Source organism: Ekhidna sp. (genome assembly GCF_965221965.1).
Lineage (GTDB): Bacteria > Bacteroidota > Bacteroidia > Cytophagales > Cyclobacteriaceae > Ekhidna.
On record NZ_OZ244926.1, the window covers coordinates 1,028,964 to 1,048,294 of the forward strand.

At 41.5% G+C, this 19,331-nt stretch carries 21 protein-coding genes; 9 read left to right on the forward strand and 12 right to left on the reverse strand.

Annotated elements, in window-relative coordinates; translation table 11 throughout:
• Positions 1-20: 20 nt before the first annotated feature.
• The 6 genes from ACOQON_RS05085 to ACOQON_RS05110 all read right to left on the reverse strand — a co-directional run bounded on the left by ACOQON_RS05085 (position 21) and on the right by ACOQON_RS05110 (position 2,122).
• Positions 21-179 carry a zinc ribbon domain-containing protein gene (locus tag ACOQON_RS05085; RefSeq protein ID WP_420577844.1) on the reverse strand — a complete coding sequence of 53 codons (159 nt, stop codon included), beginning with the start codon at positions 177-179 and terminating at the stop codon, positions 21-23.
• Between the two features lie 149 nt (positions 180-328).
• Positions 329-703 (reverse strand): DUF423 domain-containing protein, encoded by a 375-nt coding sequence (locus ACOQON_RS05090; protein WP_420577845.1) that lies wholly within the window; start codon positions 701-703, stop codon positions 329-331.
• Between the two features lie 3 nt (positions 704-706).
• Positions 707-952: a DUF2442 domain-containing protein gene (locus ACOQON_RS05095; RefSeq protein WP_420577846.1), complete on the reverse strand. Its 246-nt coding sequence runs from the start codon at positions 950-952 to the stop codon at positions 707-709.
• A gap of 4 nt (positions 953-956) precedes the next feature.
• The gene (locus tag ACOQON_RS05100) at positions 957-1,214 is read right to left on the reverse strand and encodes a DUF4160 domain-containing protein (RefSeq protein ID WP_420577847.1); all 258 of its coding nucleotides are present in this window, start codon (positions 1,212-1,214) and stop codon (positions 957-959) included.
• The gene (locus ACOQON_RS05105; protein ID WP_420577848.1) at positions 1,214-1,828 is read right to left on the reverse strand and encodes a hypothetical protein; all 615 of its coding nucleotides are present in this window, start codon (positions 1,826-1,828) and stop codon (positions 1,214-1,216) included. Before ACOQON_RS05105 ends, ACOQON_RS05100 begins: the two co-directional genes overlap by 1 nt.
• A 96-nt stretch (positions 1,829-1,924) precedes the next feature.
• Entirely contained in the window at positions 1,925-2,122 is a 198-nt protein-coding gene (locus tag ACOQON_RS05110; protein ID WP_420577849.1) for a hypothetical protein, read from the reverse strand.
• Positions 2,123-2,326: 204 nt separating this feature from the next.
• Between ACOQON_RS05110 and ACOQON_RS05115 the strand changes: the two genes are divergently transcribed.
• Positions 2,327-2,539 carry a hypothetical protein gene (locus ACOQON_RS05115; protein WP_420577850.1) on the forward strand — a complete coding sequence of 71 codons (213 nt, stop codon included), beginning with the start codon at positions 2,327-2,329 and terminating at the stop codon, positions 2,537-2,539.
• Positions 2,540-2,543: 4 nt separating this feature from the next.
• On the opposite strand, the gene ACOQON_RS05120 is transcribed toward ACOQON_RS05115, so the two are convergent.
• The 3 genes from ACOQON_RS05120 to ACOQON_RS05130 all read right to left on the reverse strand — a co-directional run bounded on the left by ACOQON_RS05120 (position 2,544) and on the right by ACOQON_RS05130 (position 7,900).
• Positions 2,544-5,414, reverse strand: coding sequence for an ATP-binding protein (locus tag ACOQON_RS05120; protein ID WP_420577851.1), 2,871 nt, complete (start codon positions 5,412-5,414; stop codon positions 2,544-2,546).
• Between the two features lie 162 nt (positions 5,415-5,576).
• Positions 5,577-6,257 (reverse strand): nitroreductase family protein, encoded by a 681-nt coding sequence (locus ACOQON_RS05125; protein ID WP_420577852.1) that lies wholly within the window; start codon positions 6,255-6,257, stop codon positions 5,577-5,579.
• Positions 6,257-7,900, reverse strand: a complete 1,644-nt coding sequence (locus ACOQON_RS05130; RefSeq protein ID WP_420577853.1) for a dipeptidyl-peptidase 3 family protein — start codon at positions 7,898-7,900, stop codon at positions 6,257-6,259. The genes ACOQON_RS05125 and ACOQON_RS05130 overlap by 1 nt, the downstream gene beginning before the upstream one ends.
• A 95-nt stretch (positions 7,901-7,995) precedes the next feature.
• On the opposite strand from ACOQON_RS05130, the gene ACOQON_RS05135 reads away from it, so the two are divergent.
• The 5 genes from ACOQON_RS05135 to ACOQON_RS05155 all read left to right on the forward strand — a co-directional run bounded on the left by ACOQON_RS05135 (position 7,996) and on the right by ACOQON_RS05155 (position 14,091).
• Positions 7,996-9,618, forward strand: coding sequence for a M28 family metallopeptidase (locus ACOQON_RS05135; protein ID WP_420577854.1), 1,623 nt, complete (start codon positions 7,996-7,998; stop codon positions 9,616-9,618).
• Between the two features lie 192 nt (positions 9,619-9,810).
• The gene (locus tag ACOQON_RS05140; protein WP_420577855.1) at positions 9,811-10,380 is read left to right on the forward strand and encodes a RidA family protein; all 570 of its coding nucleotides are present in this window, start codon (positions 9,811-9,813) and stop codon (positions 10,378-10,380) included.
• 4 nt (positions 10,381-10,384) lie between these two features.
• Entirely contained in the window at positions 10,385-11,464 is a 1,080-nt protein-coding gene (locus tag ACOQON_RS05145; protein WP_420577856.1) for a BamA/TamA family outer membrane protein, read from the forward strand.
• Between the two features lie 76 nt (positions 11,465-11,540).
• Positions 11,541-11,897, forward strand: coding sequence for a hypothetical protein (locus ACOQON_RS05150; RefSeq protein ID WP_420577857.1), 357 nt, complete (start codon positions 11,541-11,543; stop codon positions 11,895-11,897).
• An 82-nt stretch (positions 11,898-11,979) separates the two neighbouring features.
• On the forward strand, positions 11,980-14,091 hold the full coding sequence (locus ACOQON_RS05155; RefSeq protein WP_420577858.1) for a M1 family metallopeptidase: 2,112 nt from the start codon (positions 11,980-11,982) through the stop codon (positions 14,089-14,091).
• A 47-nt stretch (positions 14,092-14,138) separates the two neighbouring features.
• On the opposite strand, the gene ACOQON_RS05160 is transcribed toward ACOQON_RS05155, so the two are convergent.
• Both ACOQON_RS05160 and ACOQON_RS05165 read right to left on the reverse strand, forming a co-directional pair.
• A complete protein-coding gene (locus ACOQON_RS05160) occupies positions 14,139-14,813 on the reverse strand; it encodes a LytR/AlgR family response regulator transcription factor (protein WP_420577859.1) in 675 nt (224 codons plus the stop codon).
• Positions 14,810-15,829, reverse strand: a complete 1,020-nt coding sequence (locus tag ACOQON_RS05165) for a sensor histidine kinase (RefSeq protein ID WP_420577860.1) — start codon at positions 15,827-15,829, stop codon at positions 14,810-14,812. The genes ACOQON_RS05160 and ACOQON_RS05165 overlap by 4 nt, the downstream gene beginning before the upstream one ends.
• A gap of 196 nt (positions 15,830-16,025) precedes the next feature.
• On the opposite strand from ACOQON_RS05165, the gene ACOQON_RS05170 reads away from it, so the two are divergent.
• The 3 genes from ACOQON_RS05170 to ACOQON_RS05180 are packed head-to-tail and all read left to right on the forward strand — an operon-like array spanning position 16,026 to position 18,884.
• Entirely contained in the window at positions 16,026-17,444 is a 1,419-nt protein-coding gene (locus ACOQON_RS05170; RefSeq protein ID WP_420577861.1) for a serine hydrolase, read from the forward strand.
• On the forward strand, positions 17,441-18,034 hold the full coding sequence (locus ACOQON_RS05175) for a hypothetical protein (protein ID WP_420577862.1): 594 nt from the start codon (positions 17,441-17,443) through the stop codon (positions 18,032-18,034). Before ACOQON_RS05170 ends, ACOQON_RS05175 begins: the two co-directional genes overlap by 4 nt.
• Positions 18,027-18,884, forward strand: a complete 858-nt coding sequence (locus ACOQON_RS05180) for a hypothetical protein (RefSeq protein ID WP_420577863.1) — start codon at positions 18,027-18,029, stop codon at positions 18,882-18,884. Before ACOQON_RS05175 ends, ACOQON_RS05180 begins: the two co-directional genes overlap by 8 nt.
• Here the strand turns inward: ACOQON_RS05180 and ACOQON_RS05185 are convergent.
• Positions 18,874-19,227 carry a DUF1987 domain-containing protein gene (locus ACOQON_RS05185; protein ID WP_420577864.1) on the reverse strand — a complete coding sequence of 118 codons (354 nt, stop codon included), beginning with the start codon at positions 19,225-19,227 and terminating at the stop codon, positions 18,874-18,876. The two genes, ACOQON_RS05180 and ACOQON_RS05185, sit on opposite strands and share 11 nt — an antisense overlap.
• Positions 19,228-19,331 lie beyond the last annotated feature (104 nt).

Below are 19,331 nucleotides of genomic sequence, written 5' to 3' on the forward strand. Positions count from 1 at the left end.
CTGGGTGTTAAACGACACTACTAAAACACTAGCAGATACAGCAGCATCACCACTATAAGTAAAATAGCGATCCACTTGTAACTGGTTTTAGTTTCGGCAAACTCGTACTGACAGATCGGGCAGACGTTTGAGGAGGCCTCTACTTCCATCGCACATGATGGGCATTCTTTGGTTTTCATTTCTTCAATTTAGTCCGTAAGAGATATTAAGAAAAAGTTCATTAATACTTGTGTCACCCTGAACTTGTTTCAGGGTCTATTCTAAATGGATGCTGAAATAAATTCTGCATGACTTGAAATAAAGAAATATGGAATCAAACTTTATGACATCACAAGGACTTCAAAGCTGTCATCAGCAAGCACACCCAGCCGGCAATAAACAGCAAACCTCCGATTGGGGTGATGGCGCCCAGCCATTTCATTCCGGTGAAGCAAAGGATGTATAATGATCCGGAGAAAATCAGGATACCAAACGTCATACTGTAACCGGCATAATTGAGCCACTGACTTTGGTATTTGGTCATCAGAAAAGCAATTGCTAACAAAGCAAGTGTATGGTAAAACTGGTATTGGACGGCTGTTTGGTAGGTGTCCAGTGTTCCTTCGGATTGTAGTTTGTTTTTTAATGCATGTGCACCAAACGCACCCAAAGCCACGGCCAACATGCCGGAGATAGAGGAGATGATAAGAAAGAGTTTTTGCATTTCTTAAGCTTTAGCAAGCTTGGTTCTAAGATGTTTATGCAGATATTCGGGTGCAAAATCTGCACCATTAACCCACTCCAATGTGCCATTTTTAAGACCATATTGTTTGAATAACTCAACCTTTTTTAGCGGTTTATATATTTTACCATTCAATAGCTTTGCAAAATCCACAATACCTGTATCTCCATTATCAAAATGAATTTCTAGTGTATGGCCTTCAATATATTCCACGTCAACTATTTGTAGCATATCTCTAAGTTAATGGGTCTATTTTAAATAACTCTTCACCCTTTTGAGAAAGTTCCCAATCAGCGAGAAGCTCTGCCCGGTGTAATTCAAGCCACGTGGCGACCTTCTTCACAATTTTAGTTGGAACCTTTCCCTCAACGACACCATCATTTATATACATAATACCTTTGTATTCACCATAAGTAAAATGGAAATGTGGTGGGTTGTGATCATACCCATACATGTAAATAATTATTCCAAAGAATCTGGAAATTTCAGGCATTATTCCTGTTCATTATAATATCCCGGAATTTTAAATAGGATCGGGTTAGGTTCTACATCCAATTTGATTGAGGTGGCAGTCGTCACAATGTTACGATCGCCCAGTTTAGCTTTCCATTTTAAAACCACACCATTCCATACCCATAACTCCTGGATGGCTTTGCCTTCAAACGTCCACACCTGGCATTTTTTATCCATCAGGGTAGAATCAGATTGCTGATTTCCCCCAATGGAAAACAAGATAGCCTCAGATACCTGATCCGGAGTTTTGTAAGAAGCCTGCTGGCTCCATTTAAAATCCTTTCGCACTTTGTAAGTTGAGTCATCAGGGTTTAGGCGATAGATAAAATCCCCATCGGTTACCTCATGAACGGATTGGGTGCTGGTAATTCCGTAAAGCTCAAACGTCATTGTTTGTCTTTTCAGGCTGGTCCACCCATAATGGGTAAACACCATCAGTTCCTCGCCTTTTGCATCACCAGAAATTTCATAGGTGATATCCGCCGATTTGATTGCATATTTTTTTAAGTCTTTTGAGCGTAGCTCTTCTGCAGTTTTTGCTTGTGAGAAGGCCACAAGGGGCAGCAGAAGAAGTAATGATATCGAAATTTTCATGCGAGTCGGGTTTGCATCAAAGATATAAATAAAAAACCCCTGACGAGAGTGTCAGGGGTGTCAACCAGCTATAGTCAAAAATCCCTAGTCAGGGGATTACCTTAATATTTTCGGTCTGCATTTATTTAGTTCCAGCACGATCTTTCTGAGCGTTCTTTCTGATGCGTCATTGAATCTTTCAAGCGGAAGGATTTCATTGGGATTTCTGCATAAAGCAACCTGCTGATTATAATCTATCCAGGTACCAAACTGATAGGAGCTGAGTGAATTGTTGTACCAAAGTATTTGTGTCATGGCAGTGGTGTTTAAGTGACTTTGATACATCGAAGATGAAAAGGTTTAATTTCTAAATCCTGCCAATGTGGTTACAAATCCTGTCAATCTGTTTTTATCAGGCTATGCACACTTTTTTTAATCAAAATCAGCTATCGGCCTGATGAGCGTCATATTTTTTATGATGATAAATGGAGATTTTCATACCACTAAAACGATCAAGTCATGTATGTCGCAGAAAAAAGACGGGTGCACCCCAGAAGCTTTCATCACCGGATTCGTGATGGAGCTGTAAGGTATTTCAATACCGACCACTTGCTTGGTATGGATCCAATGGATCATTCCAGGTTCAGGGGTTTGTATGAGAAGAAAAAGGAGTCGATTAAATGGGATGTATTGTCCGAGGAGGATACACATCACTTAATCAGCAATTGGTGATCATTTAGCTGATTACTTCCTTGAATGGGTGACCAAATCGTTTTTCAAATTGATTGGAAAACGAGCTGGCATTGCTCATTCCAATTAATTGTGCGGCTTCCGTGGCTGTACGAACGGAATTGTTTTGTAAATAATTTTCCAGGTATTGCCACCTGACTTCCTTGATTAATTCATAGGGGGTCAGTCCGGAGATTTTCTTGATCATTCGATAGACTTTTCGTTCGCTGGCAGCCATCTCATCGGCAAGATCCAGCACAGAGAGGTGAGGATCATCAATACGTTTGATGATAAGCTGCTCCAATCGATGCATGATGTTCTTTTCGAAAGATTCAGCGGTCTCTCCATATAGCTTTGAGAGGGATTGATTGCTGTCCCAATCACGGCCTGCGATGTTTTGTATTTTAATCATCAGCTCCTCTTTATCAAATGGTTTACTGATCACGTCTTCAGCACCTTTCGAAATCAGGTCAATTTTTTCTTTCTTATCCGTTCGGGCACTGACCACCACCACAGGAATCTTCTTAAACCCTTTGTCTTTTTTCAGGTGATCCACCAACTCAAACCCGTCCATATATGGCATCATCAAGTCCGTAACAATCAAATCAATTTTCTCTGATTGCAGTATGTCCAGGGCACTGGTACCATTTGCAGCCAGGAATACCCGAAATTCCGGGCTTAGGATGCTTTTAAGATAACTCCTCAATTCGCGGTGATCCTCGACTATGAGAACCGCTTTAGCATCCTCTTTCGGTGTTTTGATCCCGGGAACCTGTAGTCGTTCTTTTTCATCCTGAAGGTCCATCCATAAAGAGTTTCTGGTCACGACATCAAGGGATCGTTCAGGTACGACTGCTTTTGATACCCAATCACTTTTCTTGAAAGGAAACTGGATTGTGAAAACAGATCCATTATTTCCGCTGGCCGCACGGATGGTACCACCATGCAGTTCTACAAGCTCCTTCACCAGTGCCAACCCGATTCCAACTCCGGCATGAGAGGTTTTTGATTCGGAAGATTGGTAATACCTGTCAAAAATGTATTCAAGGTTTTCTTCCGGGATACCGGGACCAGAATCGGAAATACTAATTTCAAGGTTATGTTTATCGGTGCTGAGCTGCACATCTACTTTTCCATTTTCCGGGGTAAACTTGATAGCATTAGAAAGCAGGTTGTAAATGATCTTTTCAAACTGATGCGGGTCAATCTGTAAGGTGGTTTCGTCCTCTGCACGACTGGAAAACCGGAGTTCAATGGATTTAATATCTGCAGCACTACTGAACATTTTTGTGAGCAATCGCAGGTAGGGCACAATCTTTACGTATTGAAGCTCCAGCTTGACTTTCCCCTCTTCCAGACGTGTCAGGTCCATTATTTCGTCAGCAAGATAAAGCAATCGTTTTCCGTTTTTCATTCCCAGATCCAGGAGTTCTTTCGACTCCTTGTCCATGATTTCATAATCCCGATCGATGATCTTATCTAAGGCACCCAAAATAAGTGTCAGTGGCGATCGAAGGTCGTGTGAAACATTGGCAAAAAATCGAGTTTTGGCCTCATCCAGCTCTTTTAGCTTGTTAGCTTGCGCTTCGATTTTGCTGAGTAGCTTTTTACGTTCGGTGAGCTGTTTTCTTAGCAGGATCGCGATTATCAGCAGCAAAATAATGATGGCTCCAATTGAAATGATGATGGTATTCTGAAAACGAATTTGCTGGGCCTGTGTAGCCGCTTCCTCTTTCAATAATTGATTTTCTTTTTCTTTTAATTCATTCTGAAATTTGGCCTCTGCTTCTTCTGCAGCTTGAAGAATGGCCTCACTGGTTATTTGTTCTCTTATGGTATTATATTTTCTATATAATGTGGAAGCTACCTCATAATTTTTCAAGCTCAATTCTGCCTCAGCAAGCGTCCAGATTGCTTCTGTCAGTCGTTCTGGGTTGTTGTACTGCTCGGCAATCGTCACTGCCTCTGATGCATACTTTTTCGCTTTTATAAAATCACCCAGTTCCTTATAAATTTTAGAAAGCGTAATTCCTGAATAGGTGAGTGTGATCCCCTCACCGAATGCCTTTTTTAGCTCGTGGGATCGATTAGCATAGTACAATGCAGAATCGTACATTTTATCATCCTGAAAGCTTTCAGCAATGTTGCCGTAAGTTTTGGCATATTGTAGTTCATTACCCTCAATTGGGAAGTTTCCAAGTGCTTTTTTAAGGTAATACCTGGCACTATCGCTTTGCCCCAGCTTCGAAAAAGCAATGCCCATATTATTAAAGATGCCATTGACACGTCTACTCTCGTCCCCGACAATTTTTCTGGCTGATCGAAAATATTCCATAGCCTTCTCTGCATTTTCTAGTCTCATATAAACCAGCCCCAGGTTACTCATGGTGCTGGCAGCTGAGGCTTCATTCCCTGCGTCCATTTTGGCATTGATGGATATACCGTAGTAGTAGATGGCTGAATCATACATTCCCAGGTTTTCAAATGCATTTCCCAGATTATTACAGTTGGAACCAATTCCACGTTTGTCATCTAACTCTTGATTGATGCTCAATGCTTTTTTTAGATCTTTGACTCCCTGGTCATCCAGGTTGTTTTCCATCTTAATCACACCGATGTTTGAGTAACAAAATGCTAGAAACAGCTCATTGTCAAGTTTATTGGCTGCCGCTATTTCAAGATTGGCATACATCAAAGCAGAATCTGCATCCACTCGTTTGTAAGTCCATGCCAGCTCATCCAGTACGCGAAATCGAAGGGAGTCATCGGTTACGGTTTCCAAATCGTTTTTTAGGCTGTCCAGAAAATGACGCAACTGAGCATCAGATGAAATGAATGAGATCAGCGCAATGATCAGGACAATTGGTTTTTTTAACATGGTGGTAACGCTTATGAACTAAAGTTATAAAAAAAGCTCCCTTGAATAGATCAAAGGAGCTTACTTCTACCCACGGTGCTATGCGTGATTAGGTGGATTTCATAGTGAAGGTATGAGGGAGAATTTTACCAATTCTGCCAACCTACTTCAATATCCTGCCAATCATTCATAAAACACCGCCACATCTTCTAAAGGCTTTCTTTCCAGATCTGGTACATATACTTCATCCTTAGGATACCCGATGGGGAGGAGAAGGTATGGGCGTTCATTGTCTGGTCGGTTGAGGATCTTGGTAAGGAAATTCATCGGTGAGGGTGTATGTGTCAAAGTGACTAGCCCTGCTTTATGAATGGCGGAAATGGTCATCCCACAGGCAATTCCTACTGATTCATTTACATAGTAATTGTTGTTTTTCTCTCCATCTATCATTTCAAATACACGTTTGAATATCACGATTAACCAGGGAGCCTCTTCCAGAAAAGGTTTGTTCCAGTCCGTTCCAATGGGCTCCAGGTCTCTCAACCAGCGCTCACTCATTCGTCCATGATAGCTGTCGTACTCCTCCTTTTCTGCCGCTTCCCGGATGGCTTTTTTGATTTCAGGATTTGAAATAGCACAGAAAGTCCACGGCTGCTTATGTGCCCCGGATGGTGCTGTCGATCCTGCCATGATCAGGCTTTCAATCAGTTCCTTGCTGACAGGCTTATCGGATATATCGCGAACAGTTCTTCTCGTATCCAGCCATTCGTAATACTCCCTGGCCCGGGATTCAGCTTCACTTAGCTCATAAACATCTCGTTCATAAGCCACATGTGGATGTCCGTTGATGTCCTTTTTATTCATTATAAACCCAATACTTCCACGCCTTGTTCAAATACAATATCAACCGGAATATTTTGCTCAGACAGACGGTCCAGTTCAGCTTGCAATACCTCCCCGATCGTTCCTTTTTCAGCTACTAATTGAGCAACTCCTTCATAATCGCCATTTCCTTGTAGCGTCAGGATCTTCTCAGAAAGGGCATTCATTGCTTCTTTCATCTTATCAAAATCCACCATGTATGTGCCTGTCTCTTCGTCTTTAGCGAAAGCTCCATACTCATTAAAAAAGTTGAATCGAATCATATTGGCTTTTCCGTGTGAGCTTGCGGCACCAAAACGAACAGAACGGAAAATGCCTGCCATAAAAGTCACATAATAATCGTTTAGGTCACCTTCGATTTCTCCTTTCTCGTGAAGCTGGGTGATCATGTAGAGTCCCAGAATATCTGCCTTTCCCTCTTCCAAGGCTGATGAGTGCTCTTTCAATGCATTTCGAACTGTCCCTTTTCCATTGATGGTGTTTTTGATTCCCAGGCCGTGAGCGACTTCATGAAACATGGTGTTTCCAAAGAATGCGTCAAAGGTGATATGCTTGCGCTGATCCGGGTGAATCAATACATCTGCAATAGGAACCAGAATGTGATCAAACTTGGCTTGCATTGCATTTTTAAGTTGTAATCTTCGTGAGCCCTTTGCCAGCTGTACTTCCTCATCATTGGGCAGGTTGATGGCGATCGTTTTGGAACCTGAGTTACAATCTCCAGCATAGTAAACCACATCATATGCATTGAGGTCTGCATCGGTACCGGGCTTTTCAGCTTTGTACTCAGCTGCAACTGGTAGGCCAGCCTGAAGCTCGGGAAGGAAGTCTGCATATTTAGCTAAACGTTCACTCCAGCTTTTGTCTTTCACTAAGACATACGCTTCATGAGCAGCTTTGTAGTTGTAAAGTTTATCCTCATAGTTTTCAATCGGACCAACCACAAAATCCAGTCCGTTGGTTTTCATATCCATCCAGGCCATGTCACTCGGCTGATATTCATCTGTTAGAAGCGCCTCTGCTCTGAGTGATAAATACTTTTTTAATCCTTCATCTTCCGCTAATTCAGCACATTGCTTAAGGAGACCCGATGCTTTTTGTACTTGCTCAGCAAACATCTCATTGTATGGTACCACCTTTAGGTTGCCATCATTATCCCTTCGAATGAAAGTATAAAGGCTGGTTTTATCTTCCAGATCAGCAGCTTCAAATTCTTCCTTAGTCATATCTGTCGGGTAAAAATTGGCACCATCCGGTTTAGGTCCTACCCCTTCAATAAATGGCTCATTGTTAGCCAACCGGTCCCACGGGCCGTAATTGATGTAGACATACTTTTTAGTGGCGGGATCTGTCAATGAGGCCAGAAGTGAGTCTTTTTTACCGTAAGCTTCATACCAGAAGAGTTCATCCATGATTTTGGATGCCTCAATCATCAGCGGGATCATTTGTTTTTCACTCTCACTCAGCTGACTGATATCAGTTGTGAGTTTGACGTTTTTATAAATATCAACCCTGGCTTTCATAGGAGAAGCCTCGGCGGAAGCTTCTTCCTGTTTTTTCTCAGGAGTAGTGCATTGGCTCATCATTAAACTAATAAGACCGATACTTAAGATTTTTTTCATCATGATTTTAATTGCGTCTGGTTAGTAACTCCGAAGTTAAGAAGATTCTTGTGTTCTTGAATTTGATTTAAATTGGCAGGCTAGAAAAATACCTGACTATGAATAAAAATCTATTAATTCTGTTATTTGCTGCGTTGTTTGCCTGCCAGCCAGCTTCAGAAACTTCTGAAGTGAAAATTTCAGAGGAATCATTAAAGGCACACATTCAAGTACTTTCATCTGACGATTTTCAGGGAAGAAAGCCCTTTACGGAGGGAGAGATAAAGACTGTCAATTATCTGGTTGATCAGTTTAAAGCCTATGGATTGGAGCCAGGGAATGGAAACTCGTTTACGCAGGAAGTTCCATTGGTGGAATTAACGGCCATACCTTCTGAGACAATGACCATTGAAGGGAATGGACAAACAGTTGAGCTTAATGTGCTTGAGGATTTTGTCGCTTATACTGAACGTGTTGTGGAAGAAACATCACTGGATGCTTCAGAGCTTGTTTTTGCTGGCTATGGAGTGGTTGCTCCGGAGTATGGATGGAATGATTATGAGGGGTTAGATGTGAAAGGGAAAACCGTCGTGGTTCTCGTAAATGATCCCGGATTTGCGTCTGGAGATTCTACTTTTTTTAAAGGAGAGACCATGACCTACTATGGTCGATGGACCTATAAATATGAAGAAGCCGCCAGACAGGGAGCTGCCGGATGCCTGATTATCCATGAAACGGTACCGGCCGGATATCCATGGTTGGTGGTTCGGAACTCCTGGTCGGGGGCGAGCCTGTATCTGGATCAATCCGGGGAAAATTACCAGCCGAATGTGTTGGGGTGGATCACAAGAGACGCGGCGATCAAAATCTTTGAAGCTTCCGGTCAGGATATGACTAATTATGCAGAAATGTCCAGAAGCGAAGATTTCAAACCTTTCAGTCTGGGATTGAATGCCTCAGTTTCTGTGAAAAATAAAATCAAGCGAGATCAGTCTCAAAATGTAATTGCAAAAATCACTGGATCTGAGCGACCGGATGAGTACATCATTTACTCAGCTCACTGGGACCATCTGGGGGTTGGTCAGGAGATTGATGGTGACAGCATTTACAACGGTGCTCATGATAATGCATCCGGCACAGCGACCATGCTTGGAATAGCTGAAGCCATGTCAAAAATGGAAACTAAGCCAAAACGCTCAGTTGTTTTTCTGGCGGTAACGGCCGAAGAACAAGGTTTATTGGGGTCAAAGCACTACGCTCAAAACCCAGTTTATCCACCATCTCAAACAGTCGCCAACATCAACATGGATGGTATTACCGCATGGGGTCCAATGAAAGATCTTACAGTTGTTGGCTATGGCCAATCTGAATTAGAAGATATTGCGCAAAAGGTGGCCGAGCAGCAAGGGCGATACATCATGCCGGATCCCGATCCGGGAAAAGGATACTTCTTCCGTTCGGATCATTTTCAATTTGCCAAAGTGGGCATTCCAGCGCTGTATGCATCGGGTGGATATGAGCACATGACCAAAGGTGTGGACTATGTGGACAGCCTGAACCAGGTGTATCTTTCTACACAGTATCATCGACCGCAGGATGAATACAATCCGGATTATTGGACATTTGATGGTATGGCACTGGATGGAGAATTACTTATGAAAGTAGGTTTAGAAGTTGCCAACTCGAATGACTGGCCCAAGTGGAAAGAAGGATCTGAGTTCAAAGCGATCCGGGAGCAATAGACTGGAAACAGTATACAAAAAGTGAACAAAGCAGTGCTATCGAAAACGGCACTGCTTTTTTATTTGATTCCTTGTTAAACTCGCTGAAGCTTTCAACTAGCTATGCTGATTGGATTTTGATTTAGTAGCATAATCCAATCGATGAGTTCGCGGTTGTCATGTAACTTCATGCGCGAATTAAACCTGACAACTATGCGAACTCATTTTTTTTTCATTCTGGCCATTCTTCTGATCAGTTCATGTGACCAGCCTCAGCAAAAAGAGGTTAGCGATGCTTCTGAGACTATTGAGCTCTATGATTACGATGTAGAGGAAAAAATCAAATCTATTGGCATTGAACTTAAAGAACCATCTGCACCGGTGGCCAACTATGTGAATGCAGTTCGAACAGGTAATCTGGTTTTTATGGCAGGTAAAGGCCCCAATCTTCCTGAGGGTGGGTATGTAACCGGTAAAGTAGGAGCCGATCTGACTGTGGAGGAAGGGTATGAAGCAGCAAAGCTGGTAGCAGCCGCTCAGCTCTCAGCTTTAAAAGCCGAAGTTGGTGATCTGAATAAAGTCGTTCGAATTGTGAAAGTGTTAGGGATGGTAAACTGCACATCGGATTTCGGCAATCAACCGGAAGTGATCAATGGGTTTTCTGATACGATGGTGGAGGTATTTGGTGAGCGTGGTAAGCATGCGCGAGCAGCTGTGGGAATGGGTTCGCTTCCAAGAAACATAGCTGTGGAAATTGAAATGATTGTGGAGGTGCAAGAATAAAATAGTGAGACAAGGTTTATTTTCTATTTTTCTTATTTGCAGATTACTCTTACATGCACAAGAGTCTGATACGACTATTAAGAAGAACTCATTTGTGGTATTTCCTGTAATCAGCTACGCCCCTGAGACAGATTTGCAACTTGGTGCGATAGGAATCTGGGTTTTGAACAATACAGATGATTTTGAATCAGGTTTCAGAAGACAATCTACACTTACTCCCTACTTTGTTTACACCCTCAAAAAGCAATCGATAGCAGTAGCCAATCTGGACTATTATTTTCCTCAGGGACAAAATCTTAATACGGCTGTTCGGTATTACAATTTTCCTGATTCATACTTTGGTATAGGAAATGATAATGATCCTGATATTTCCGAGCAGTACACCAATCGTTTTTTTCAGGTTGAGGGACAATACCTAATACCAATTAATGAGAAAGTGTTTGTGGGTGGAGCTTATGATGCACATTTCACCAGTATTGTTAATACGGAAGTAGGGGGTTTATTAGAAGCGCAAAATCCTGTTGGGATTAATGGAGGAAATCTCTTTGGGGCTGGTCCTGCATTTCGATATGATACCCGGGACTACACCGTTTATCCATCTTCCGGATACTTCATTTCAAGTCGTATTGTCTTAAATACCGGAGATTTTAACTACACCACTTATATCACCGATGCACGGAAATTCATTAATCTAAAGGATAAAAAGCACATTCTGGCCTTTCAGTTACGGGCACAGTTTACCTCTGGAACAGACGTTCCGTTTTACAAGCTATCTCAGTTAGGTGGAGATGAACGTCTGAGAGGAATTTCCAATGCGAGTCTTTATCGCGATCGGCAAATGATGTATACGCAAGTTGAATATCGCAGACCACTTTTCTGGCGTTTCGGGATGACTGTGTTTGCAGGAGTAGGAGATGTTGCTTATAGCCCTGGTGATTTTAACTTTTCGGAGCTTAAATACATTGCCGGTGTTGGTGGGCGTCTCTCGTTAATACCCAACAAGCAACTTAATGCTAGATTGGATATAGGGATTGGAAGAGGTGGGCAGACTGGGATTTACATAGGAGTGAGCGAGGCTTTTTAGGGTTTAGGATAATCACTGATTAAGTGAATATTCGTTTTTTCTTGTTAACTTTTATAGGCAAACAATATCCATCTTTATGCCGGTAAGCTACATAACTCATAAAGGGAAGGAGATTTTGTATGTGGATCTTACAGAATCTAAATCAGAGAAGCAATCGTTAGAATTGTTAGAGGAAACCAAAATGGCGTACCTTGAAGCTCCGGGGAAGTTACTTGTGCTGGTAAACTCAGATGGTGCATTTGTGAATGCGGTCGTAAGCTCTAAGATGAAAGAATACGGTCGAACCTACTTTAAAGACAAAGCAGAGAGACGAGCATTTGTAGGTATACAGGGCTTGAAAAAATTGATTCTTAAAGCTTACACAAAAATGGTTGGAGGCAACATTAAGGTCTTTGATGACCTGGAAGAGGCCAAGGATTATTTAGTCGGTTAATAACTGTTTCCATAAACGGTACCAACATTCCTGCAACAATTTCTTTTCTTTGCGCATCATCTTATTCAAAAATCAAATCACTATGAGAAAAGTATTTTCACTTATCACACTCATGCTGTGTGTCACTTTGATGGCTCAGGAGAAGCGATTCTTCATGCCAAAGGAGATGCGACAAGCATACGAAAAAGGAACCAGATCTTATGATGGAAAGCCGGGACCTAATTACTGGCATAACACTGTAGACTATGATATCAAAGCCTCCATAGATCCAGAAACTCGTGGGATCAATGGAAAGTCTACCATCAAGTATCAAAATAATAGTCCGGATGATCTTTCGGCTATTGTGGTTCGTTTATACAATGATGTATATAAGAAGGGAAACACCCGACTCACCACTATCGATGATCGTGATGTAAATGACGGGATGACATTAAACATGGTGCAAGTACGAGGCGACTCAATTGATCTTGACAGCCGATCTGTAACCCGAAATGGAACTAACCTTTTTATCCGTCTGGAAGAGCCAGTGAAAAGCGGTGAAAGCATTGATCTGGCAATAAACTGGGAAACAGTTATTCCTTACACCAACCGAAGAACCGGGGTGGCAGACAGTACTTCATTTTTTGTGGCCTATTGGTATCCACAAATTGCCGTTTATGACGATGTATTTGGCTGGGATACACAGAACTACACGTTTAGAACGGAGTTTTATAATAACCTGGCAAATTTCAATGTGGAATTTACAGCTCCTGATTCATTCACTATCTGGGCGACTGGAGTCCTACAGAACCCGGACAAAGTGTTCAATGAGGAAATTCTGGAGCGCTACAATACGGCACTTACTGCGACTGAACCAATGGATATTATTGGAGGTGATGATCTAAATGATAGCTTCTCACACAAGTCAGGGATATGGAGTTTTAAGGCCGATGAAGTACCGGATTTCGCCTTCGCGATGAGTGACCACTATGAGTGGAATGCAGCCTCTCAAAAAGTAGATGGAGAAGACGTCTTGATTAGCTCAGTATATCCCATGGGTAACCCACAAGCTTTTGCTGCTATGACTCCAAATCAGCAGAAGACCATGAAGCACTTCTCCGAAGATATTCCGGGTGTTCCTTATCCGTACCCAAGATTTACCACCTTCATTGGACTAGGAGGGGGTGGAATGGAGTTTCCAATGATGGCCTACAATGGCGGCCCTGGTTTGGGGGTTACCGTCCATGAAATGTACCACATGTACTTCCCAATGTATGTGCGTGTCAATGAAAGACGTTTTGCCTGGATGGATGAAGGTTGGGCAGATTACATTACCTCATTGGTGACGAATCGATTTTTCCAAAATGATGACTCTCCGCTTTTCACTACTTTCAAAGGAAGTGTAGGAGGGATGCAGGGACAGTATGAAGACTTGCCATTATTTGCGTCTTCTCAATTCATGGATGGCACCAACTATGGATATTCTGCTTACCCATTGCCGGCATTTATTTACTCAATGCTTCACCAGCACTTGGGTGATGAAGTGTTTTTCAAAGCGTACAAGGAGTACATCAACAGATGGGCACTTAAGTCTCCAATTCCTTATGATTTCTTTTACACCATGGAGGATGTCAGTGGACAAGACCTAAGCTGGCTGTGGAAGCCTTGGTTCTTTGAATTTGGTGCTCCGGATCTAAAGATAGGGGGAATCAAGAAAGATAAGCTTACGGTTATTAATGCAGGTAGCAGACCTGTGCCGGTGAAAGTAGAGGTGAAATATAATGATGGAACAGACTATGAAACCACTCTCTCAGGTAAAGAAATTTATGGCAAGAATGAGTTTGTAGTATCCATTCCTGAATACAAAAAGATTGAAACCATAGCCGTAAATGCCAGTGTTCCTGACCTTGATGATACAGATAACTTCTATCCGTCACTTCAGGAACGAATGGCGGGCGTAGAAGTACCGGAATCAATTCTTGGGTCTTATACCATTGCCAACTTTAATATCAGTGCAACAATGGAAAAGGAAGAGGGTCTGGTAAAAGTGAAAATACCTGCCGCCGGAATGAACATGGTTGTTTTGCCAAATGAAGATACATGGCAATCACTCGATGGTCAGGTCGTTATCAAATTTGAAGATAGTGGTGATAAAACCAGCATGTCAATGGAATTGAAACAATTTGGTGTGACTGTGCAGGGCACACATGACTAAGTAACAGTTGATAAAATATAAAGCCCCGCTGAAAAGTGGGGCTTTTTTTATAGCGTCAGTTTTTTAAAGACACTTTCCTTAAAGTTTGCTCCAATTGGAATTATCTGTTTTCCAATGTAAATGGTATCATTATTCAGTTTGGTTATCGCTTTTGTATTAGCGATAAAGGAGCGCTGCACTTGCATGAAATAACCGGGCAGACGACTCAATGCTTCACTGACCGATTCCCGTGCAATGATTTTTTCATTGGAGGTATGATAAGTCATATAGTTGCCATCTTTTTCAAGATACAGAATGGATTCCGTGTTGATTAGATACGTAGATGCTCCACTTTTGATGGCAATGGTAGAATTGGTATCCTCTTTTTTTACTTCACTTTTTTTGAGCAGCTTACTCATCGCATTTGTAAATCGCTCTAATGAAATGGGCTTTAGCAAGTAGTCAATAGCATTCACTTCGTAGCTTTCCACTGCATACTCGGAATAGGCTGTTGTAAATATGACCTTTGTGTCTGAATCTATCATTTTGGATAAAGAAATACCTGTGATGTGTGGCATGTTAATGTCCAGAAAAACGACATCTACCTTTTCGTTTGAAAGAAATTCAAAAGCTTTGAGTCCATTGCGAAAAGCACCGACCAGTTCTACGCCTTTGAAGTGGTTTAGATAACCTGATAATAGGTCTATTGCTTTGGGTTCATCGTCTACGATTATGACTCTCATGTCGTTTCCAGTTTTAGATTTACCTCAAATAAATCTTCAGACTTAATTTCCAGACTGTGTCTTTCAGGGTAAACAAGGGCTAATCGTTTTCTTACAGTTTCTATACCCGTTCCATTGCCTGTTTTGCTCACACTATCTAATACTTCATTCATAGTAGAAAAGAAGATTTGATTTGATTGGCTAATATCAAAACGGATTTCAATAGAAGTTTTCTTTTCTGGTTCAGTCCCATATTTAAACGCATTTTCTACGAATGAAATGAATAAACCAGGTTCTACCTTTTGATTGTTATAGTCGCCGCTCACTTGTAAATCGACATTCACCTCATCTGTTTCAAACCGAAGCAGTTGAAGGGAGATGTAATTTTTTGTAAAATCGATCTCCTGCTGAATGCTTACCTCATCCGATTTGGTTTCGTCAATGACGTAGCGGAGCAATTGTGATAACCCCTCGAAAGAACGTGCAAGCTTTGGCGCAGACTGCTGATCTACCATAGAAAGCAGATTGTTCAACGCGTTGAACAAAAAGTGAGGTTGCAGTTGATTGCGCATTAGATTGATTTCGGCCTGCTTCTTTTCCAATTGTAGCTGGCGTTGGTTGCGGTCCGTTTTGATCCACATACGTGTAAGTCCGTAAGCAATGGAAATAGTATAGTAAAATAAAGTGATGCCGGCTAACAGGCTTAGAGGTAAGCGTAGTGTATTAGAAAATTGGTTGGAGATAACCAAAACTGCAAGACCTACCAGATAGATAAGAACTGACCGGGAAATGATTGTTGGACGATGTGCAGATGAGTTAAGCTTGCTCAGGTTCCAAACATTGATATAGCTAATGATAGCTGATATAAAAACACAGAAAATCAGCTTAAAAATGAGTTGTGCGTTTCTGATGGTCTCCACTCGTTCCACTCCATTGATAATTTCCATTTCCTGTCGCTCTATAGAAAACCCGCTGGTGATTAACCACCCGGTACTTATCCAAAAAAAGAGATGGATTATGATCGTCTTCCAATTCATGATTTAAAAATAGCTGCTTTCGCAGGTTTTGAAGGTAAGATGTTATGAATGTCTCTTTTGCCGTGATTAAACCTATTCATTTTGGTTTATACCTTTTTTTTAATGTTTCGTCCCACCACTGAGCATCTTCTTACCATGGATGAAAAGTTCATGATCTAAAGTCGTAGCATTGAAATAAACTGAAAATAAAAACGACATGAAACGATCATTTTTACTCTTCTTCCTATTACCTGCGCTCACAGGATTTGGACAGTCCAGCGGAGCGCAGATTTTGAGATCTCCAGATTTTGAATCCAAAGTAGAAGAGCTGGTAAACGAGTACCAGGCGCTTGATATTTTTTCAGGGGTTGTACTTATTGCAGATGATGGTAAGCCGGTTTATCATAAAGCCTTCGGTTTGGCCAATCGTGAGGAGGGTATTCTAAATACATTAGATACCCATTTTGATATTGGTAGTATGAACAAATCCTTTACCAAGGTTTTGATTTTGAAGCTTGTGAATGAAGGCAGGCTATCCTTGAATGATAAGCTAGGAGATTATTTGAGTGGTTTCCCGAAAGAGGCAGCTGAAAATATTACTATCGAACACCTATTGAATCACCAATCTGGATATGCAGATTATCACACCAGAGAATACTGGGAGATACCTTACGAAAAGAAGAGCATGGAAGTAGCTCTTGAGCATATCAAGAAGCAGCCACTTATGTTTCCTCCCGGAGATGGACAAGAATACAGTAATGCTGGTTATGTGCTATTGGGCTTGATTGCAGAAAAGGCAACCGGACAGTCTTATTTCGATCTGATAGAGGAGCGAATCACAAAGCCAATGGGTATGAAGGAAACTTACTTAACAGAAAAGTATAGCACCCCAAAAAGAGCTGTAGGATATTACAAGAGCATGAAGGGTGAGTTGATGAATAATGATGAGCTTCAGGAGATCAGTACACCGGCAGGAGGCTTTTACTCCACTACTTCTGATATGCTCAAATTCTATCGGGCGTATCATTATGGAGATAAACTTTGGGATGAAAAAACTCGGCGATTGGATATGTATTATCCTTTTTATCAGGAACACATGACCACCGGAGGAGCGATGAGCCATGCCGGAGGGTTTGAAGGATCAAACACGGTGCATTATGAAATATTAAGAGACAAGATATCAGTGTTAGTGTTTGCGAATATGGATGAAGTTGTAGCGGAGAACCTGGGAGCTGGAATTCTGGCTATCATTCGTGGGCAGGAGCCCCAAAAGCCTTCACTTCCAGCTGTTCAAAATGTTTATCAGACCTTTTCCGAAAAAGGAGCGGAGTTTGTGAAGAAAAACTGGGAGGATTTAACGATGAATTTTCACCCGCAGGATCCAAAGGATATGATCCTCAATATGATCGGATACAATCTACTATTCGATGAGGAGGTAGATTCAGCTATTGAAGTCTTTAAATTGAATACGGAATTGTTTCCGGATATTGCAAACTGCTGGGATAGCTATGGAGAGGCACTAATGAAAAAAGGCCGAGATAAGGAATCTCTCAACGCTTATAAAAAGGCATTGAGTATCCGGCCTGATCTACCGTCCGCCAGGGAAGCAATAAAAAAACTGGAAGGGAAATCATGAAATTTGGTTGTGTAATTGTTTGCGTTTTAATTCTGGTTAGCTGCAATAAATCAGAACCTAATTTTGATTTTATTTCTGTTGATCGATCTGTAGTGGCGACTACACATCGTCTTTCGATAAGTCTTAAGTTGCGAAACGATTTTGAACCTTTCGGTGAACATGATTTTGTGGAATCGCATGATGGAGTGCCTTTTAAGGTTTCCACAGCAACTTTCCTTTCATCGAATGAGATGATCATTTTACTAGCAGAAGAGCATCTGGATCCAAAAGGCCGGTTTACTTATGACCTCCCAGTGGATACACTGAATGGAATGAATGTCTATAGGAGGGTTGGTTGCTTTAATCTCTTCGATGAAACAGAGCAAGACCTTAGGGAGAATGCTTATCTGCGATTTTTAAAAAGAGAAGGATTCGATTTCCAACAGGGATTGAATATGGTTCAATTCATCCTGCTGAACGATGAAAAATCAGCAGAAGTAGTATTGTCTTATGTAGAACTTCTCCCTGAATGTCCGGAGATAAAAGATCAGAAAAACCTTATCTTGAAAGGGAAGAATACGTTATCTGATTTTAGTCTGCTGAATGAATAAGGTTTATAAGGTTGGTTTTCTGTTAGTTCTAAGTTGGTCAATCGGATGCTCGGGTACTACCTTATCCGTAAAGCAAATTGAAGCCTTAAAAAATGTTTCCGTTGGCAATGGACTAGCCTTTCATCCAACCGGTCGACTTCTTTTGATTTCCAAACCTTCGGATGAATTGGATCAAAGAACAGGAAAATACCTGTATAGGATCTATCAGTTGGAATGGATAGAAAATCATTGGTCAGACCCAATGCTAGTGTCTTTTAATAGCAAATACAACAACTATCATCCGGTGTTTTCACCCGATGGAAAATGGATATTTTTTAATTCAAACAGGCCAGCGCAGGGGGATAGTCTTCCATCTGAGAAAGTGAATATTTGGAGAGTCTCATTCCAGGAGGGGGAGTTTGGAGTGCCTGAATATCTTGTAGCAATCAATACAGCGAATCACGAGTCATATCCATCTATCACGAGTAGAGGGCATTTGTTTTTCAACTCGGATAGACCTGGTGGTCTGGGTTCAATGGATATTTACCGCTCCGAAGATCAAGGATCTGAATTCGGAAAGCCTGTTTTGGTTGGGGAGCTTAATTCTCCTGACAGTGAAAATGATTTAGCAATTACTCCGGATGGGCAGTTTATGATTCTGAACCGATACCACTTTGATTCAGATGAGATTTCTATGTATTTCAGTCATAGAAAGGAGGGTGAGTGGACAACTCCGACTCCCCTAAAAAGAATCAATAGAAGGAGAGAGTGGGAGCTAACTCCAACTTTCTCTCCTGATAGCAAGTATTTCTTTTATGAACTGAATGGGGAGATTAAAACCGTGAAAATGGATACGCTATTCAATGATTAACGTAATTGAATTTCAAGCCGGATCGATTCTCAAGATCCTCACCAAGCTCTTTGTGATCTTCATCTCCTTTTTCACTAAACCAACGAACCATGATCATGGCACCCATCTCTTGTTTGCCTTTCAAAGTTTTCATTAATTGAAACAGACACTTCATGGTGCCGGTATCAAAGTGCTCCAGCTTTATTTCAACTATGAATGTGGGAACAGTGGTGCTTTCAACCTGCTGGATAATAGGGAGGTAAAAGTCCTGCACATCCCGCATTGCAGACCTGCCCTCGATCTTTAGTAGGCCTGTCGTTGGGTTGAATCGTACACTTGGTATTACATCTTCATTTTCTGACATGGGTGGTGGATTTAGTTGAATGCTATTCGTTTTTCATTTCCTCAAATTTATCAGATTGTGGCTCCCTGAGAAAAATATGATTCATATTCATTAGCAGGCAGTTA

Bases quoted from the DNA above. Each gene is read 5' to 3' on its own strand.
- ACOQON_RS05140 (WP_420577855.1), top strand. From the start codon at position 9,811: ATGCGAACTCATTTTTTTTTCATTCTGGCCATTCTTCTGATCAGTTCA.
- ACOQON_RS05105 (WP_420577848.1), bottom strand. From the start codon at position 1,828: ATGAAAATTTCGATATCATTACTTCTTCTGCTGCCCCTTGTGGCCTTC.
- ACOQON_RS05090 (WP_420577845.1), bottom strand. From the start codon at position 703: ATGCAAAAACTCTTTCTTATCATCTCCTCTATCTCCGGCATGTTGGCC.
- ACOQON_RS05110 (WP_420577849.1), bottom strand. From the start codon at position 2,122: ATGACACAAATACTTTGGTACAACAATTCACTCAGCTCCTATCAGTTT.
- ACOQON_RS05155 (WP_420577858.1), top strand. From the start codon at position 11,980: ATGAGAAAAGTATTTTCACTTATCACACTCATGCTGTGTGTCACTTTG.
- ACOQON_RS05130 (WP_420577853.1), bottom strand. From the start codon at position 7,900: ATGATGAAAAAAATCTTAAGTATCGGTCTTATTAGTTTAATGATGAGC.
- ACOQON_RS05160 (WP_420577859.1), bottom strand. From the start codon at position 14,813: ATGAGAGTCATAATCGTAGACGATGAACCCAAAGCAATAGACCTATTA.
- ACOQON_RS05180 (WP_420577863.1), top strand. From the start codon at position 18,027: ATGAATAAGGTTTATAAGGTTGGTTTTCTGTTAGTTCTAAGTTGGTCA.
- ACOQON_RS05175 (WP_420577862.1), top strand. From the start codon at position 17,441: ATGAAATTTGGTTGTGTAATTGTTTGCGTTTTAATTCTGGTTAGCTGC.
- ACOQON_RS05170 (WP_420577861.1), top strand. From the start codon at position 16,026: ATGAAACGATCATTTTTACTCTTCTTCCTATTACCTGCGCTCACAGGA.
- ACOQON_RS05185 (WP_420577864.1), bottom strand. From the start codon at position 19,227: ATGTCAGAAAATGAAGATGTAATACCAAGTGTACGATTCAACCCAACG.
- ACOQON_RS05135 (WP_420577854.1), top strand. From the start codon at position 7,996: ATGAATAAAAATCTATTAATTCTGTTATTTGCTGCGTTGTTTGCCTGC.
- ACOQON_RS05120 (WP_420577851.1), bottom strand. From the start codon at position 5,414: ATGTTAAAAAAACCAATTGTCCTGATCATTGCGCTGATCTCATTCATT.
- ACOQON_RS05165 (WP_420577860.1), bottom strand. From the start codon at position 15,829: ATGAATTGGAAGACGATCATAATCCATCTCTTTTTTTGGATAAGTACC.
- ACOQON_RS05095 (WP_420577846.1), bottom strand. From the start codon at position 952: ATGCTACAAATAGTTGACGTGGAATATATTGAAGGCCATACACTAGAA.
- ACOQON_RS05085 (WP_420577844.1), bottom strand. From the start codon at position 179: ATGAAAACCAAAGAATGCCCATCATGTGCGATGGAAGTAGAGGCCTCC.
- ACOQON_RS05150 (WP_420577857.1), top strand. From the start codon at position 11,541: ATGCCGGTAAGCTACATAACTCATAAAGGGAAGGAGATTTTGTATGTG.
- ACOQON_RS05115 (WP_420577850.1), top strand. From the start codon at position 2,327: ATGTATGTCGCAGAAAAAAGACGGGTGCACCCCAGAAGCTTTCATCAC.
- ACOQON_RS05125 (WP_420577852.1), bottom strand. From the start codon at position 6,257: ATGAATAAAAAGGACATCAACGGACATCCACATGTGGCTTATGAACGA.
- ACOQON_RS05100 (WP_420577847.1), bottom strand. From the start codon at position 1,214: ATGCCTGAAATTTCCAGATTCTTTGGAATAATTATTTACATGTATGGG.